Genomic DNA, 14,451 nt, shown 5'->3' with positions numbered 1-14,451 from the left:
TGAAAGCAGTTGAGCGCCAACTTCCCAAACCTGAACCGGGAGAAATGGTCAAAATTACAGCTTACCTAACACCGAATAGTTTACCCGAATAATGCGTAAAAATCTCAAACCAATCCTGAGTCTGTTGCCCGATTCGATCGTCCTGTCATTCACCAAACAACTTCTGATTTATCTGAAATTGAAAGGTGCAATCACAGAATGGGTGATTGATCCACCAATCTCTGACGAATATGAGCACTGTGGATTGATTATCCGTTTGCGATGCTTTCACATTGATGGAGAGGGACGCTGGAGCGAACAATGGATCTGGTATGTCTACGATGGTATGTATCGGTTTCTTGACCAAGGCATGACCTATGACTCCGCTGACTCCCTCCTAGCAGCCAAAAAGTGGATTAACGATTTCATGGAGTATGACGATGAAGAATTGGGAGAGGTAAGCAATAATGTTAGATAAATTCTTGAATTTGTTGTCCGATCGTACCGTCAGCAACTTAGCCATGAAACTCTTGCTGAATCTGCAAAGAAGAGGCGTTATAGAATCTGACTCTGATGCTGAAGAATATGAACATTTAGGCTTAACAATCCAGCTTAAATCGGTTGAGTTGAACACAAGAGTTAAATGGTGTGTGTACGATCGACTGAAACAAGGTGCTTCTCACGACACGAAATCAGCTTTGTCCGATGCAATTATCTGGATCGATAATCTAAATCTTGATGATTCAACACAATTAGATTAAGAGGAAAATAATGCAACAACAACTCGACCAAGAACAAGATGTTTTGACCTACCTTCTCACAACGCTAGTCGGTGGCGCTCTTGATGCTGAAGGTGAGCAACTGTTGGATGAGGTCTTTGGCATCACAACTGCTGACTTGAACCAACTCACTCCCCAAGGCTGGGCTGCGATCGGCGATCGGGCAATCCAAGCAAAATGGTTTCTTGACCACATCACCGAAATCAAAGAGAAATTCAAGCTACTCATTGACGCACAAATCTGTTTCCGTGAGTTCCAAGGCTGGCTGATGGAAGCTGGCTATAAAGGCGCTGAGAAAATTAAGAAAGCTCAGATAGATGTTGCCGTTGCTCGTGCCAAATATGGCGCAACAGTAGAAGTCCAAGATTATCGACTTACGAAAAGCCAAGAACAATTCACTGGGGAAACTGAACAAGATAAGATTTTCTGGGACAACACGGTAATTGCTGCCCTCGCCAAGAAAGTTGCCGAAGTTGACGCAGCCAGTTTAAAGATGCAAGGAAATCCAGAGTTTGCTGCTGATTTAGCAAAATGGAAAGAAGAAGAAACCAATATCTATAAGCAAGCTTCATACGGTTTGAAACACGGTACTCATGGTTTGAGCCATCCATCTCTCGGCGGTTCCACTTCTGCTCCCCTCCAAATTAGTCAGTCCAATTACTCTCAACCTCAATTTGTTTCAGCTTCAAGTTCAGCTACACAACGATCGGCAGCAGTACAACGCTCAACAACAGCCAAAGCGAAGGATTCCATCAACGTAGCGGTTAACTGGTCAGGCGACATGGCAGGCAAAGTTAATGGTGTTGCTTCGCAGATAAATCGTGGTTTTTCAAGATTTACTAAATTCTTCAGAGGTGAAAGTTGATTATTTCTAAAGGTCAAGTTTTCAAAGTCGTCAGCTCGATCGATTACAAGAACGGCGCTGCTGCTACGACAAACACAGGCTGGTTAACGACAGATGACCATCAACCGGGAATCAAAGTACCCAACCGTTACGGATATTTAGTAGTTGCTGAAGCTTCGGCAATACAGAATATCGAGATTTGCCCCAATTGTTGTCTGCTCTACGGCAAAACCTTCAATAAATGCACCAACCATGTTTTTACAAACTCCACAATTACCACAAAACCCGAAGCCTGCTGTACAACAACCACAGCAACCTAAAGAAGAACTCGTTTTCAAGCCGTCAGCGGAACTGAAACACCTCAAGAATGTCAACAACTGGCTATTTTTGATAGTGAATTTCTCGATCGGCATTGGCATAGCGAATGTGTTTCGGTTCTTTCCGTCACATATTTTCTTAGGAATCGTGGCGATCGTCATCGGCTCTCTCAGTCTGTTTTTCATGTCGCCAGCCGATCGCGCTTATGTCGGACTCTGGCGGACTGGCGGTGCAGCACTGGCGATCGGAGGCATTCTCTGCTTCTGGGATTTGTATTATCTCCTGACCTGGCAGCATGGTTTGGCGATCGCAATCTTTATCATTGTCGCGATGTGGATCATTGGTGCGGGTAGTAAATAACACTTACCTCCCTGTTGCTACGGCTGTACTGATTTGAGTCAGCAGCAGGGAGATTTAAGTCTTGGCATCACTCATCACTCATCAGTCATCAGTCATCAGTCATTAGTCATCGGTCATCGGACATCGGATATCGCGCATCGGGCATGGCATCGGGCATCGGGCATTGGATTTTGGGTATTGGGGATTGGGTAAAGGATAGGAGTCATGAGTCATGGGTAACAGGGTAACGGTCGGGTCATTTTTCGGAGCATTTTGCTGTCTCGGTCTGGCATTGATGCCGCTTCCGTTCGATCGCTGGGTGGGAGTTCGGCAAGCCAGCTCGTTCGCTGCGATCGGCTGCGGATATTTTGGCTGGCACGACAGCCAGAAAAAAAAGGAGCAGCTCGAACGGCAAGAGCTTTGGGAATTTGAGCAGCGACTGAAACAACAAGCGCTTGATGCTGCTGTTAACTCCGCCCTCACTGAGGTTCTAGTTGAGGAGGTAGTGGTCAAAGAGAAGCTTCGGGCTAATGCCTCTGTTGAGGTCTACAAAGCCGAGACTCAGCAGAATTTTGTCCGAGTCATGGCTCACGATCACCCCACCATTCTTGAGCATCTTCTCAAAACTTCACAACCCCCAATACCAGAAACAAAAACTGTTTCTGATTCTCAGTCAGAAACAGAAACAGATTCTATTTCTGATTCTGTGGTTGATAGTGTGCCTGGTGGTGTGGCAAGAGAGAAAACAGCAGAAGAGAAGAGAGCGGAGTATATAGCTGCTGCCCGATCGACGCTGTTGAAATTGATTGAGGAGCATGAAGGTGGATGGATTGCACAACTGATGCACAAACCCATCCTAATTTATGGGGATATGGGTAGCTTTAAAAGTTACTTTGCAGCTTTTTTAGCACTGTGTCGGCATTATTTATATGGTCACAAAATCATTTCGATTGCCGACCCTCACTTTCACCAAAATTATGATGAATGCTGGAAAACTCTGGTTAAGTTAGGCGTTCCCGGCTACGGCGCAAATCAAAACTTTGAGGAGGTTGGCGCACAACTTAATGCTATGTACGATCGATTCAAGGTCAGAACTTTGAAGGATGATTGGCTGACCTCTATCTTTGATGAGATGACACAATATGGCTTTGAAGAAGGTACGGCGGAACCGGCCAGCAAACTAACCAGAAAAGTTGTTGGCGACCCTCGCAAAGGCAAAGAAGCGCCCATCTTTATTGCTCACAATGATACTAACGCTGCTTTCGGCGGTGGTGACGGTTTCAGTAAATCTGTCAACTCAGGAGTTATCAAACTTCAATTACGATCGGACAGCAAATATCAGCCACTTTTCAAAGGAACTATTTCGGGTATCAAAGATGAAGAGGGAGAGTGCATCAAAGATTTACCTATTTCTATTCTGCCGAACTGGATACGTCCTGAATGGGTTTACGAGTTATTTAATGGCTTTAGTTTAGAACCTGACCATGAAGTTATTAGTAATTCAGCAGTTGACCAGAATGTAAATCTTAGCTTGCAAAATACAGAACCTGAAGCAGAATTTCAAACAGAATCTCAAACAGAATTTCAAACAGAATCTGAAATAAAATCGGATATAGACAAACTAAATCGGGCATTAAATCAGTCTGTCTCGTGGGATTATTGGTTAGCCGAATCAACCACTGAAGAACTCGATCAAAAAATAGAGTTACATCGCTCGCAAGCTGGTCAAAACTCAGATAATTTACCAGATAATTCGGCAGATAACTCAGGTGAAGAATTATCCAAGTCCGATAACCTTATCAAAAGCGAGATAACTCCAAAACCCTTATCCAGAGAGGATTATCCAGTTATCTGGAATGCCGAAGATTTCTCACGATTACTGCCAAATGAGTCAGAAACAGCCCTTTTTGAGCGCATTTTGAAATTATCCCATAAATATACAAGTCCAAGTAAACTCATTCAAGTCGGTTTGGGTTTCACCCAAGGAAGGAGGAAGCCAAAAAGTTATTCAGATGTAGGTAAAAGATGTTTTCAATACCTTGTAATGAAACATGGGACACCTTCACTGATAGCTAAATTCAAGGATTACTTGGAAAAGAGCTAAGCCAAATCGATCATTTATTCGATCGATAATCAATCTTAACACTCAGTCAACCAAAACTAAGAGAGAATTAGGAGACAAAATGCGTAAACCAACACCAGGCGAATCGGTATTTTTGGCAGGAACATTGACAGCATCGGTATTAGCAACAGTCGAAATTGTTCCCGATGTTGCCAAAGAATTAGCAGAAGATGCACAGAGAACAGCTCAAGTGTACGCACAGCAAAAGTTGGTACATCCAGTAGATAGTTTTACCGCTGGAGCAATTCTCGGTATAGTAGCTGGTTCAGCAGTAACTCTGAAGGTTATCGCGGAAAAGATGAATAATCCGTAATCCATAACCAAAAAAAGAAATCTCATAGTAAAATCATGTTAAGTTGATTTTACTATGAGATTCTGAGTGAGATTTATGAATCAGTTGACGATTTTTATATTCGGTATTTTGTGCGGATTAATCGGAGTTTTACTGATACTATTACTCTCCCACCTCATTCACTAATAATTCATGACGCTCTGACCGTAAATATGGTTGCTGTTGTTGCTGTCGATTTTTGGGAGTCCGAGGTGCTTTATTACTAAAAAATCCCCAGGCAATTAATGCAAAGCCAGCGACTAACTGACCATCTTCATTACTAATCTTGCCAGTAGCCACAAGTAATTCTGCAACACCAGCGATCGTTCCTAAAATACTAGAAATAAGGTCTAATTGATCAATAGTAGGCTTTCTAAATCTTAAGTTCATCATTTTTGATTGAGTTCAGAAGTATCAGTCTTTATCAAGTATCAGTCTTTATCATCGTCAAAATGACTTTCGATCGATTCAATAATAGTGCAGGCAGCGATTTGTAGTTTGTGTTCAATAGCTTCGATTCTGCATTCCAAAGTAATGTCTCGAAGTCTATTTATATCTTGCCAGCGTCGCATTTTGTACCCGGCAGTAATCGTGTCACTCTCTTGTTTTTTAGTTAAATCATAGGCAAACTGATCAATTCTACGCACTAAACTATCTTTAATTTGCCGAGAAGCTAACCAGAAAATATAGGTAGAAATGATGGCAACAGTTCCGATCGAAGCAGCAATATAATCCAAAGTTTCTTGTTTCATTTCCCCATAAATTAAAGTTTATTACCTGGAATGATAGTTGTCGTAAAAATATACTCTTGATCAGCAACATAGCGAGGGTCAGTCAAAAGCCTCTTCATGAAGTCAAAGTGCTCCCGTCTAAGTCTCCCAACGAAGCAGCCAGCTCCGGCTGTATGAATATCATTTACTGGATGATCGAAACCGTGGTGTTGATTGATGCCGAAGTAACCCTCATCGATCGCATCCCCAGTTCTTTTCATGTCCCGGTTCCAGTCGCGATGCACTTTGACTAGCCCGACCTGGATAAGAGACTCGTGCGGGTCAGAGTAGCCGTGGATGCCGACTTGCCATGCTCGATACTGTCCAAAAGCTATTCTGGCAGCACCATTGGGGTTCATGGGGTTGTCGGTGTAATAGAAGCCTGGTTCCGTTGTCGCTTGCCAAGCAGCTTCGATCACCGGCAACCCATCCCGAAATATTAAAAGAATTCGGGCATCGTTGAAATGGTTCGGCTCATCAGCGTTAAGGGTTCCATCCGGGTCCCTCCCTTCCACATAAATTATGTTTTTTTCTCCCGGTTTCCGAGCCAAGTGATAATTTTTGGCTTCCATATACTTGACAATTTTTTCAGCTAATTTCATAGTTTTTCAGGATAAGGTTAATTTTTTGAATTCGTTAGGAAGAATTAGGTCAGGGTCTGACCAAAGACCTAATTTCTTACGGTTAGCACTGGCAGTTTCAGTAATAATTCCTCGGAGTACAGTCAACTCTCTGGTGTTGTAAGCAAAGCGGTTATATGGGAGGAAACTTACCCCCATTCCGCTCTTGCATTGAAGAATCTGGATATTTGTTGCTGCTGAAATTTTGTCAAAGTAACAGTCACATATCCAGCGATCGTATTGGTCTTTCTCGATCGGAATGGCAATAATTGGTTTATTTGCCACCATATTCATCAATGCAACTTTTGCTTTTTGCGCCCATTCCCAATGTTTTAGGACTCTGGGGTCTGTGCTAGTTACTCCCGGTCTTTGAGCTTCAGGAGTATCTATCCAGCGGAGTCGAACTCGTAAATCAGCACCTCGAAAATCGAGAGTTAAAGTATCACCATCAAAAATGAATTTAGAAAAACAGTTATATGTAGTTCCTGGAGTAATCATGGGGTTCAGCCTCGGAAGTATTTTATTTATTGTAATTTACTCTTGAGGCTGATGAACTGCTATTGTGGATTTACCCAAACAGGTTGAATCCAAAGCCGTTTGCTATCTCTCCAGCGCTTACCATGACCTGATTCTAACACCCTCCAATGTCCTTGTCTCCAGTGGCTATACGGAGATAAATGAGTTCCTTTTTATGCGGATAATACCGAGAATTTTGGATAGTTTCTGCCCAGCCAACGCGGCTATTTTATATTAGAAGAACTCCGATCCATCGGCTTGAATCCCTTGCTTTTAGTTTTGATGTCGGAATCTGTCACACTCGTCAATAAAGATGGTGCAAATTCCAAAGTCAAAAGTACATTGATTGCCAGATTTCTGATGCGTTGAAGAAATACTCTATCTTCACTTGAGATAATATGTTTGCCAACACTCTCAGTTTCATCGTAAATCAAAGTACCATCACAGTTAACAGCAGTTCCAGAAGTCCAAACAGTTTCATTAGAATCAACTGTGCAAATCTGGAAATATCGATCGTGATCTAGCGAAAATGGTTGAATATCGATATTATGCCATTTGCCGGAATTCTATTCAGGATGTTCACAATCGCTACAAGAAACTGTTAGATAATCTACTTCACCGCCGTCCGGTGTGTGGATAAATCCTTTAGGAATTGCTAAAACAAAAGTAGGTAACAATGGTTGCCAATCTCTAAGGATGCCAGGTTTATAAACAGCATCGGTTTGATCGAATGCTGTAATTAACTGCTCAGTCAAGCAATAAAGAGGAGCATCTTTGATAAACCAAAGAGCTGTTTCGATTTTTGCTAGTTTAAGCCATTAAACTCATTTATCGCCCCTAGCTCAAAGCAATCCCACACAAGGGAATTTGAGGCAAAATTAAAAACTGAGGGCATCAACCTTGATTCTGATTAATTTTCTCAGTTTGCTTCTGACTCGCGTCCCGCTTCCGAACTGGGATGCGTTTTTTTGTCTAAAAACTGTCGCTTTGCCCAAGCACGCAGTTGATTGTACGAGGAATAAACACAACGAACTCGAAACTTCTTATCGGGACTTAAACAAATTTTAAGCCCAAACAAAGCCTAAACTGGCTTTATAAGCGGAGAATACGTCCCAATTTTGGTTCAACCATTTCACAAACCTAAAAGATATGGCTGTCCGAAATGCTTCGAGTGCATCAGTAAAAGTGTTTAAAGATTTGTTTGCCCATCTACGCCTTAATCCTCCTGTTAAGGTATGCCAGAGAATGAAAGTGTAGGCACAAAACACCATAATAAAATGTCTTTTAAGGCTGGTTTCATCTCTGATTTGATATTCATTTAACCCCAACCAGCCCTTGGCTTCCCGATAGAAAACTTCGACCCAATTTCTTTGTGAATAAGTTTTTACTATCCACTCCTCTGTCGCTGTTGATAAGTCAACATTACTCATCAAATAATCTATTTCAGTGGCGGTATCGAAAGTATCTGCATTCATGACGATGGCTATTACTTTCTTACCCGTGCATTTTGATAATTCGACTTCTTTAATTGCTACCCATACTGTTCTCGGTCGTTCGAGATTGAGTTGAATTTTTGTGAAAGCCTCTACAGGTAAGGCTTTTGTTAACTTGTCTGCTCGAATTTCCTCTGTTTCATTTTCGGTTTTTTGAATTATTACTTTGCGATTTTTGGCGATTCCTCCGATGTATTTTAATTTTCGGTTTTCTAATTCTTGTAAAAAACTGGTGTTATTACCATACCCTGCATCCATCAAGACTATTCCTGGTTTATAGCCTCTCGCTAAGGTTTTGTCGATTAAATTTATGGCTATTTCTGGTTTTTTCTTGAATTCTGGGTCATCTTTTCCTTCTGGTAATGACTCGGCTTTTTTATATAATTCAATATCTAATGGCAGGCTCTTCTTACCATCATATAGATGACTTGTAACTACTACTACCCCATTATCAGTTTTTCCGATTTGTCCGATGTATTGTCTTCCTACACCTTCGGTAAAGTTACCACTTTTTCGGTGACCTGAATCATCTATTATCAGGCTAAATCCTCGACTAATCTTGGTTTGGTTACACTGATTCATTACGTCTAGGCGACGTTGATTGACCTCATTGAATGACCAAGGCGCTGCTGTTAAAAAATGATGTAATTTGTGGTAAGTTACTCCGACGGCGTTTGATGCCATCTGCGACAAGTTTTTTCGCTCACTTTCTCCCAATAATCCCCCTAAATAGTTCCTAAACTCTCGTTTTTGGGCAAGATGACCAAAAATATCGTCAAATCTTTGACACCATCTATCGAAGCAGGGGGGCATCGCGGCTGGGGTTGTCTCTTTCATTGGTCATTTTTTAACGTTATATGCTTGCTATGCAAGCATTATAACGTATTTTCACCGTATTTTTTGTTTAAGTCCCGTTATACTTTTTCTGGATTGCGTAGACGTTTCCTCTTCTATGTTCGTATCCGCTTGTCTCGGTCAGATTAACAATTTCCCAATCAAAATATGCAAGAGCTTTATGAAATTCCTCACTTTCTGATTGTTTTACCTTGGGACACAAGAAGCGATCGAATATCTGAGTCAAAGATTCATAATTATTGGTGTCACAAATCAAGGTGGCGTGGCAGCCGGACATAAGAATATGGCTTCGGCAATCGAAGAACAGCGGATAACTTTGGCTCTATTTCCGCAAATCTCAGAGATATATTTCTGTCCAAATTCAGGAGAAAGCTGCTACCAGGTGTGCCGTGGCAATGAACCGCTCGAATTCAGTGCGCCGTTGCGGGGTGATGGCACAAAGATATCGTGCCGGAAACCGGGATACGGAATGTTGTTGTTGGCATCCCGACCGCTGGCAGAACCGAAAGACTGCATTATGATAGGCGATCGACAAGAAGATAAAGACGCTAGTGATGCTTGCGGAATCAAATTCTTTTGGGCATCAGTGTTGAGAAATGAACAAGATTGGAAAAATCTTAAATAAAAGGATTCATGAAGCATTTGCCTGGACAGAGCAACATTGACTAGCTTATCTTCAAGCGATAACACTCGATCACATTGTTGCTACACTACCTCAAGTTCTCAGATGTGCCGATTCCTCAATGATTCATGGCATCATTCACCAACGGCACATTTCTTTCTCGAAATCGCACTGTAAAAATGCTACCCGTACCCAATTTGCTCTCCACAGTCAGGCTACCGCCATGTGCTAAGGTTATAGCTTGCGCTATCGCCAAACCCAATCCCGATCCGCCAGTAACGCGATTGCGTGAACTGTTAACTCGATAGAAACGGTCAAAAATTTGCTTTTGATCTTCTGCTGCAATCCCACACCCTGTATCTTGAACATGAATCACAACTAAATGGTCACTTTTCTCTAAAATAACATTTACTTTGCCACCAGGTGAAGTGTATTGAATCGCATTGACAATTAAATTATAAACTAAGCGATAAAGCTGGTTACAGTCGCCGATAACATTCAATGGCTGATGCACCCGCAATTCCGATGTTAGCGGTACCTCTCTTGCGATCGCCATTGCTGCCAATTCCTCTACTAAATCGCTAACCAGGTCATTCAAACAACACAATTGAGGGCGATAGGCTATCGGTTGATTATCCATGCGAGCCAGCAGCAGCAAATCAGCAACTAACTGAGTCAGTCGTCTGTTTTGGCGCTCTACAGTTCGCAAAATTTCCCGCGCTTCTTTTTCATCCAATTCAGACATCAACAGCGCTGATTCTACTGTCGCCTGCGAAGCAGCTAAAGGCGTTCGTAATTCGTGAGCGGCATCCGCTGTAAACTGTTGAATTTGTCGGTAGGAAGCATAAATCGGTTTCATTGCCAATCCTGCCAATAACCAACTAGAAAAACCGACACACAGCAATGCTGTAGGCAATCCTAATTTCAACACCCATTTCACTGTACGGAGATAATCATTAAAGTCTTGCAGGCTTCGCCCAACTTGAACATATCCCCAATCTTGCTGTGTTTTGGTATGTAGCCCTACAGAAATTTGATGATAAACATTGCCTTTGGTGTCAGTTATTGTTTGCCAGTATTGGGAGTTAAATTGGGCTGGTAATTCTTCTGAATAAGCGCCGGCAGTAGCAATTAATTTACCGGAATAATCAAATAAACGAATATAGTAATAGCCTTGGTTGAGAGCGCTTAAAATATGGTGCCTTGGCAACTGTTCTTTAATGCCTTTAACTCCAATGAGGCGGAGGTTGGGCAAAAATTCGTTTACTATAGGCTCCAAGCGTCCGGGCTGCTGCAATTTGAGTTCTAGGCTGTCGTGTAGCGTCCCCGCTACCAATTCTAATTCCCGGTCTATGGCTACCCAGTGAGCGTGGGCGATCGCCCTATATACGCCAAATCCCAACACGCTTAAAATCAAACCCATTACTGCTGCATAGGAAATGGCTAATTTCCAGCGAGTCCGGTTAAATAGTTTATTTTGATTCATTTTTCATAACTTAATAAGAGGTAATTGGTCAGACCTTAGATATTTCAACGTAATTCGGTAATTTTAAGTGTAGCGAAGAATCTCACAAATTCTTCACTACACTGCGTTGCCTTTGACTCATGACAGACACAATAGCTGCCTCTAGGACTATCGGTAAATAACAGGGGTTCTGAACAATATCCACCCTACTTTAATTTCTCATCCGGTATCCTACGCCCTGTACAGTTTCAATTAAATTCGCGCCGCCAACCGACTCAAGTTTGCACCGCAAGCGCACTTTAGCTGCTATGACATTGCTAAAGGTATCTGCACTAACCTCCCATAGCTGATTTCAAATTTGGTCAGTGTTGACAATTTGGTTCGGATGTTTCCTAAAGTATTCTCTCAGTTGAGACTCTTTGTTTATTAGAGCAATTAGGTGGCTTTTGCCACTTATAGCGAAATGGCAGACAGTTCGATTTCCGCAGTTCACCACCAGATTTTCTACCTGTAGCTGTTGCGGTTGAATGTGGGTCGATCGCCTTTGCAAAGCCCCAAATTTTGCTAACAGTTCTGCCATTCCGAACGGCTTCACTAAATAATTATCGGCTCCCGCATCCAGTCCAGCTACTTTGTTTTCCCGGAGGTCTTTTGCCGTTAGCATCAACACAGGCAAATTACTATTGCAAGTCCGCAATTTACGCAGCAGTTCTAAACCCGATATTCCCGGCAGTAACCAGTCGAAGATTGCCAGCGTATATGTTTTTTTTGGGTTCTCTAGATAATTCCAAACCTGGGTGCCATCTAAAACCCAATCAACAGTATATTTTCCTGGTTCAATGTTCGCTTAATCGCCCCACCTAAAACTCGCTCCTCTTCAGCTAGCAGAACTTTCATAATCAAGGACAGTAGGATAGTGTGTCTGCAACAAAAATCTTCCTATCAATAGACATGAATTTGAGCTAAACCCATTGGAATTTCTCCATTAACCCCAACAGATTTAGCAGAAATCCGGTATAGCCAAGCGTTAGAAACACCTCTTATTGCTACATCGTTCAAAACAAGTTTAAGCTTTGATTCTGACGCAAGTGGTTGAGAGATTTTTACTATAATTTGGTTGTCTACCATAGAAAAATCAGCATTAATTTTTCCTTCCACATCGTCTGTTAAAGTGATATTCTTGCTGACTATTAACCCCTTTGGAACATCAATAATCAGATGAGAAAGAGCGCTACGGCCTTCAGGAATGTGCAACCTAATCGTATGCCGAACAATCCTTGCCCGACTTTCAGGAAATTGTACAGCTCCATCGATATGAGGAGTAGATCCTATGCGGGCATCCGCATAGTCAGCAGCAATCGGAACTGTGAGAGCTAAAGCTACAGCCGAACAGATTAGCCTTTTCATTATTTTACCCCTGTATGACAACCGATCTCGTTAATCAAGCCTCAGAATCCTTAGTAAACGACTCTGTTATTATCTAAATTGACATATTGAGATGAAATCAGGATGAAATTTTTGACCTTTCAAGCCCATTTATCCAGAAATCAGATTTTTAAAAGAAACTATTCATTCCTGTTGTGGTAAGTTGCTACTGCCGAGGGTGCGATGGGATAGTATCGAGAATAGTGGGTATCAAGATATTTTTTATACTCACAACACAAGATTTTCTTGACCAAGAGGGCACGGAGAACTCCGATCGCCAGTTTCTACTTGGAACGTAGTGTGTTCAATACCCAAAGATACTGCTGCATCAGCAATCAGGTGGAGGAACGCGCCTCTGATGTTCAAGTCATTATGACGATCGGCCATAAACATTAAGGCACTTCCCGTAGTAATAGCGATACCTACGGCTGCAATGCCAATAATTCTACCGCCTGATACTGAGCTGGGTTCTGAAAAACGTTGAATAGCTTCAGGAGCGATCGCCCCTGAAGCTACCAGCAGAAGAATAGCGTTCAACAGAGCCGCCAAAATGGAAGAACGACGCAGCCCATAGGTGTGGCGGGCTGTCGGTCGCCGACGGGTCAGGATGGTTGTTCCCCAGCCAGTAGCAGACCTAAAACATCACTCAAATTGTGACCTGCATCGGCAAGTAGGGCAAGGGAATTGGCAAGAATTCCATAAACTGGCTCAATGATGACAAACCGCGTGTTGAGTGCGATGCTGATGGCAAAGGCACGGTTGTAATTACCACCGTGGTCGTATCCGTGTCAAACGTGACTGTGATTGTGAGACACGATCGCTACCCTTGAAGCTTGTTTCTCTTGCCCTACCCAACAGGGAAAATTTACTGCTTAAAACTAAAGCGACCGTCTACTTTTTTCCCGCCAATATCCGACGTAATTTTCACCTGATACTGACCCGCTGCCTTTCCAGGAAGCAAAGCCGTGTAGCTTTTTTCTTGAGCTCCATAGGTCATGGGAAGTGTCTTTTGACTACCATCAGGTAGCTGAATTTGAGCCGTTACTTTAGCATTAGAGATTTCTTCGTTATTTTCTTCTTTTAGAAGATGGAAATCTAAACGAGTTCCATTATCTTCTTTTTCAGAGATAAACTCTAAGTGATAGGGAGCTGACTCGACAACTTGAGCGCCTTTGTGAAACGCGCCGGCATGGGTAGAGGGCTCTTTTTTTGCTCCATCGGACGACGCGGACTCGGCGGGCTGGGCACCAGTAGAACTGGCATCTGAATTGGCGGCTGGGTTGCTGTTCCCACAAGCTCCCAAGAAAAGCAGACCCACACTTCCTAGAACAATCAAGCCTGATTTGAAAAAATTCATGTGCTTTACTCCCGGCATTCAATGATCAGTAATCTTAACAAATTTTACATCATGTTTATCTTGTATACTCCCCTAAGAATTAATGCCAATCTTTAGATTAATTAATCTGTGCGAAACTCAGCTATACCTATGGGAATCTCTGTGTCACTACCAACGACTTTAGCTGAAAATCGGTACACAGAAGTAGAATCGAGAATGGGTTGTTTAACTTGGTTGAGATTAATATCAATCCTGCTGCCAGGAGCGACAGGTTTCAGGAAGTCTAATATAATGTTTTTGCCATTGACAGAAACATTGATGCTAATTTTCCTACCCTTGTGTTCCAGCACCTCAATATCATTACTCACAGCGACAGTGGGTGGAGTAGCAATAATTATCTGAGTAACAGCTTTGCTATTTTCAGGAAAGTGTAACACGAAAGTTTGTTTGACAAGCCGCCAGCGAGTGGGGGAAAAGTACACATCTTCGTCAACATTAGAAAACCTACTCTCATCTGTCTCGAAACTTGCATAACTAGGAGCCATTAAAACTGTACTAGCCAAAGTCAATGCAACAGCCTTAATTAGTATTTTCTTCATATTGATTCTTTTGGATGACATAAACGAATGAGAAAATG

At 42.3% G+C, this 14,451-nt stretch carries 20 protein-coding genes and 1 pseudogene; 9 read left to right on the top strand and 12 right to left on the bottom strand.

Features of this window, described 5'->3' with window-relative positions:
• The first annotated feature begins 91 nt into the window (after nt 1–91).
• The 8 genes from QUB44_RS10165 (at nt 92) to QUB44_RS10130 (ending at nt 4,694) form a co-directional block, all read left to right on the top strand.
• Entirely contained in the window at nt 92–457 is a 366-nt protein-coding gene (locus tag QUB44_RS10165) for a hypothetical protein (RefSeq protein WP_333366270.1), read from the top strand.
• Nucleotides 447–740 carry a hypothetical protein gene (locus QUB44_RS10160; RefSeq protein WP_333106788.1) on the top strand — a complete coding sequence of 98 codons (294 nt, stop codon included), beginning with the start codon at nt 447–449 and terminating at the stop codon, nt 738–740. The genes QUB44_RS10165 and QUB44_RS10160 overlap by 11 nt, the downstream gene beginning before the upstream one ends.
• A gap of 10 nt (nt 741–750) precedes the next feature.
• Nucleotides 751–1,623 carry a hypothetical protein gene (locus QUB44_RS10155; protein ID WP_333366268.1) on the top strand — a complete coding sequence of 291 codons (873 nt, stop codon included), beginning with the start codon at nt 751–753 and terminating at the stop codon, nt 1,621–1,623.
• Complete coding sequence (locus QUB44_RS10150) at nt 1,620–1,922, top strand: hypothetical protein (protein ID WP_333366265.1); 303 nt, start codon at nt 1,620–1,622, stop codon at nt 1,920–1,922. Before QUB44_RS10155 ends, QUB44_RS10150 begins: the two co-directional genes overlap by 4 nt.
• Nucleotides 1,855–2,280, top strand: coding sequence for a hypothetical protein (locus tag QUB44_RS10145; RefSeq protein WP_333366262.1), 426 nt, complete (start codon nt 1,855–1,857; stop codon nt 2,278–2,280). The genes QUB44_RS10150 and QUB44_RS10145 overlap by 68 nt, the downstream gene beginning before the upstream one ends.
• Before the next feature lie 252 nt (nt 2,281–2,532).
• Entirely contained in the window at nt 2,533–2,691 is a 159-nt protein-coding gene (locus QUB44_RS10140; protein WP_333366259.1) for a hypothetical protein, read from the top strand.
• A gap of 73 nt (nt 2,692–2,764) precedes the next feature.
• Entirely contained in the window at nt 2,765–4,363 is a 1,599-nt protein-coding gene (locus QUB44_RS10135; protein ID WP_333366256.1) for a hypothetical protein, read from the top strand.
• Between the two features lie 79 nt (nt 4,364–4,442).
• Nucleotides 4,443–4,694, top strand: coding sequence for a hypothetical protein (locus tag QUB44_RS10130; RefSeq protein WP_333328000.1), 252 nt, complete (start codon nt 4,443–4,445; stop codon nt 4,692–4,694).
• 141 nt (nt 4,695–4,835) lie between these two features.
• Here QUB44_RS10130 and QUB44_RS10125 read toward each other — a convergent pair whose 3' ends face one another.
• From QUB44_RS10125 to QUB44_RS10105, 5 genes are all read right to left on the bottom strand, one after another.
• Nucleotides 4,836–5,105, bottom strand: a complete 270-nt coding sequence (locus QUB44_RS10125; protein ID WP_333366252.1) for a hypothetical protein — start codon at nt 5,103–5,105, stop codon at nt 4,836–4,838.
• A 38-nt stretch (nt 5,106–5,143) separates the two neighbouring features.
• A complete protein-coding gene (locus tag QUB44_RS10120; RefSeq protein WP_333142247.1) occupies nt 5,144–5,464 on the bottom strand; it encodes a hypothetical protein in 321 nt (106 codons plus the stop codon).
• Between the two features lie 11 nt (nt 5,465–5,475).
• A complete protein-coding gene (locus QUB44_RS10115) occupies nt 5,476–6,084 on the bottom strand; it encodes a hypothetical protein (protein WP_333366249.1) in 609 nt (202 codons plus the stop codon).
• Between the two features lie 6 nt (nt 6,085–6,090).
• The gene (locus QUB44_RS10110; protein WP_333366247.1) at nt 6,091–6,600 is read right to left on the bottom strand and encodes a thermonuclease family protein; all 510 of its coding nucleotides are present in this window, start codon (nt 6,598–6,600) and stop codon (nt 6,091–6,093) included.
• A 1,082-nt stretch (nt 6,601–7,682) separates the two neighbouring features.
• Nucleotides 7,683–8,948: an IS701 family transposase gene (locus QUB44_RS10105; protein ID WP_333366243.1), complete on the bottom strand. Its 1,266-nt coding sequence runs from the start codon at nt 8,946–8,948 to the stop codon at nt 7,683–7,685.
• 199 nt (nt 8,949–9,147) lie between these two features.
• On the opposite strand from QUB44_RS10105, the gene QUB44_RS10100 reads away from it, so the two are divergent.
• A complete protein-coding gene (locus QUB44_RS10100; RefSeq protein ID WP_333366240.1) occupies nt 9,148–9,591 on the top strand; it encodes an HAD hydrolase-like protein in 444 nt (147 codons plus the stop codon).
• Nucleotides 9,592–9,706: 115 nt separating this feature from the next.
• Here QUB44_RS10100 and rppB read toward each other — a convergent pair whose 3' ends face one another.
• The 7 genes and pseudogenes from rppB to QUB44_RS10070 form a co-directional block, all read right to left on the bottom strand.
• Nucleotides 9,707–11,074: a two-component system sensor histidine kinase RppB gene (rppB, locus tag QUB44_RS10095; RefSeq protein WP_333339042.1), complete on the bottom strand. Its 1,368-nt coding sequence runs from the start codon at nt 11,072–11,074 to the stop codon at nt 9,707–9,709.
• A gap of 190 nt (nt 11,075–11,264) precedes the next feature.
• Nucleotides 11,265–11,351 carry a hypothetical protein gene (locus QUB44_RS31125; RefSeq protein WP_333339423.1) on the bottom strand — a complete coding sequence of 29 codons (87 nt, stop codon included), beginning with the start codon at nt 11,349–11,351 and terminating at the stop codon, nt 11,265–11,267.
• A gap of 54 nt (nt 11,352–11,405) precedes the next feature.
• Nucleotides 11,406–11,894 (bottom strand): response regulator transcription factor, encoded by a 489-nt coding sequence (locus QUB44_RS10090; protein ID WP_445299885.1) that lies wholly within the window; start codon nt 11,892–11,894, stop codon nt 11,406–11,408.
• A 101-nt stretch (nt 11,895–11,995) separates the two neighbouring features.
• Nucleotides 11,996–12,460, bottom strand: coding sequence for a hypothetical protein (locus tag QUB44_RS10085; protein ID WP_333366237.1), 465 nt, complete (start codon nt 12,458–12,460; stop codon nt 11,996–11,998).
• A 246-nt stretch (nt 12,461–12,706) separates the two neighbouring features.
• Nucleotides 12,707–13,173 (bottom strand): annotated as a pseudogene (locus QUB44_RS10080) (cation diffusion facilitator family transporter).
• Nucleotides 13,174–13,343: 170 nt separating this feature from the next.
• Entirely contained in the window at nt 13,344–13,835 is a 492-nt protein-coding gene (locus QUB44_RS10075) for a hypothetical protein (protein ID WP_333339036.1), read from the bottom strand.
• Between the two features lie 101 nt (nt 13,836–13,936).
• A complete protein-coding gene (locus QUB44_RS10070; protein ID WP_333339033.1) occupies nt 13,937–14,413 on the bottom strand; it encodes a DUF2808 domain-containing protein in 477 nt (158 codons plus the stop codon).
• Between the last annotated feature and the right edge of the window lie 38 nt (nt 14,414–14,451).

Source organism: Microcoleus sp. AT3-D2 (assembly GCF_036705715.1).
GTDB lineage: Bacteria > Cyanobacteriota > Cyanobacteriia > Cyanobacteriales > Microcoleaceae > Microcoleus.
The sequence above is the reverse complement of the archived record's forward strand: the minus strand, read 5'-3'. Positions and strand labels throughout refer to the sequence as shown.